This window comes from Actinosynnema sp. NPDC059797 (genome assembly GCF_042732085.1).
Classification (GTDB): domain Bacteria; phylum Actinomycetota; class Actinomycetes; order Mycobacteriales; family Pseudonocardiaceae; genus Actinosynnema.
The window spans coordinates 1-1,517 of the sequence record NZ_JBHWIE010000719.1 but is presented as its reverse complement, the minus strand read 5'-3'; the positions used below and the strand labels follow the sequence as shown (position 1 = coordinate 1,517).

Sequence of the window (1,517 nt, the reverse complement as noted above, 5' to 3'; positions counted from 1 at the left end):
TCCCTGCACACCTGTGGAGGCCCGTTTCCGTGAAATGTTGATCCGTTTCGGCCCGCGGTTCAACACCTGTTGACGACAAGGGGGCACCGGCTCTCTACGCTCGTCGGCGGGAACCAGTGCGACGGGATGGGGTCGTCCATGAGGTACAGAACCGCTCTCGTGACCGGCGCGTCGAAGGGAATCGGCACGTACTTCGCCGCGGAGTTGGCCGAGGCGGGTACGTCCCTCGTCTTGGTGGCACGCCGGGTCGAGTTGTTGGAGAACCTGGCCGGCGAATTGCGGGAGCGTTTCCAGGTCGAGGTCGAGGTGTTGCCGGCCGATCTCACGGACCCCGACGCTTTGACGACTGTCCAAGAAAGGTTGGCCGATCCCGAGAGGCCCGTCGACCTGTTGGTCAACAACGCCGGCGCGTTGACCACGGGGCCGTTCGCCCAATTGCCGCTCAACGGTGAAATCAGACAGCTCGAATTGAACGTGATGGCGTTGGTCCGGCTGACCCACAGCGCTCTCGGGCCCATGGTGGTGCGGGGGAGGGGCGGGGTGGTCAACGTGTCCTCGATCGCCGGTGAGGCACCCACCCCGTACAGCGCGACCTACTGCGCGGGGTACGCGTTCGTGACCAACTTCAGCCAGGGCGTGCACATGGAGGTCGCCGAGCACGGCGTGCACGTGACGGCGCTGCTGCCCGGCTTCACCGCGCCCGGCGCGGACGGACCCCGCATCCAGCACCCCCGGCAGGTGGTGCGCGAGGCGCTGGGCGCGCTCGTGGCCGGCAAGCCGCTGTGCATCCCCGGCGGGCGGAACAAGGCGGCCGCCGCGTTCGCCCGGCTGGCCCCGCGCGGCGTGGTGCGATCGGTCATGGAGGGCGTGGCGTCCGCCGGCGCCCCGACCGAGGCGGCCCGCTCGTGACCGGCCTGATCCCGCCGGGGAAGTGGGTGGTGGACCCCGCGCGCAGCAAGCTGGGCTTCACCGTCCGCCACCTGACCTTCCGCGTGGTCAACGGCCTGGTCCCGGTGCGCGCCGGGGAGATCGTGCTGGCCGAGGACGGCCGCACCGCGCACGCGAGCGCCGAGCTGGACCTGGCCGGCGTCGACACCGGCAACCCGCTGCGCGACGACTTCATCCGCTCCGAGCGGTTCTTCGACGTCGAGCGCTTCCCCACGGTGACCTACCGCTCGCTCACCGCGACCCCGGTCGGTCCGCACTGGTTCACCACCGGGGAGCTGCGGATTGCCGAAACCGCCGCCCCGATCGGACTGCGGGTCACCTGGGGCGCCACCGCCCGGGACCGGCACGGCGACCTGAGGGGCAGGCTGATCGCCGTCGGCGAGCTGCGCAGGCGGGACCTGGGCATCGTCATCGGCGGCCGGGTCGGCGACAGCGCCGCCGTGCTGGGGACGAAGGTGCGGTTGAGGCTCGACGTGCAGGTGGTCCGCCCCGCCGAGGTGTTCCGGGCCGAGGGCCCCTGAGCCGCGGGGGCCGGGCCGGGCAGTCGTCGACCGTGAGGTTTAGTTTTA

General features: G+C 71.0%; 2 protein-coding genes. Both read left to right on the top strand.

Annotated elements, in window-relative coordinates:
- Positions 1–138: 138 nt before the first annotated feature.
- The gene (locus ACFV4N_RS43660; protein WP_499678588.1) at positions 139–909 is read left to right on the top strand and encodes an SDR family NAD(P)-dependent oxidoreductase; all 771 of its coding nucleotides are present in this window, start codon (positions 139–141) and stop codon (positions 907–909) included.
- Positions 906–1,469: a YceI family protein gene (locus ACFV4N_RS43655; protein WP_499678587.1), complete on the top strand. Its 564-nt coding sequence runs from the start codon at positions 906–908 to the stop codon at positions 1,467–1,469. The genes ACFV4N_RS43660 and ACFV4N_RS43655 overlap by 4 nt, the downstream gene beginning before the upstream one ends.
- Positions 1,470–1,517 lie beyond the last annotated feature (48 nt).

What these genes read in the sequence shown, in the direction of transcription:
- ACFV4N_RS43660 (WP_499678588.1), top strand. Translation starts at nt 139, where the DNA reads ATGAGGTACAGAACCGCTCTCGTGACCGGCGCGTCGAAGGGAATCGGC.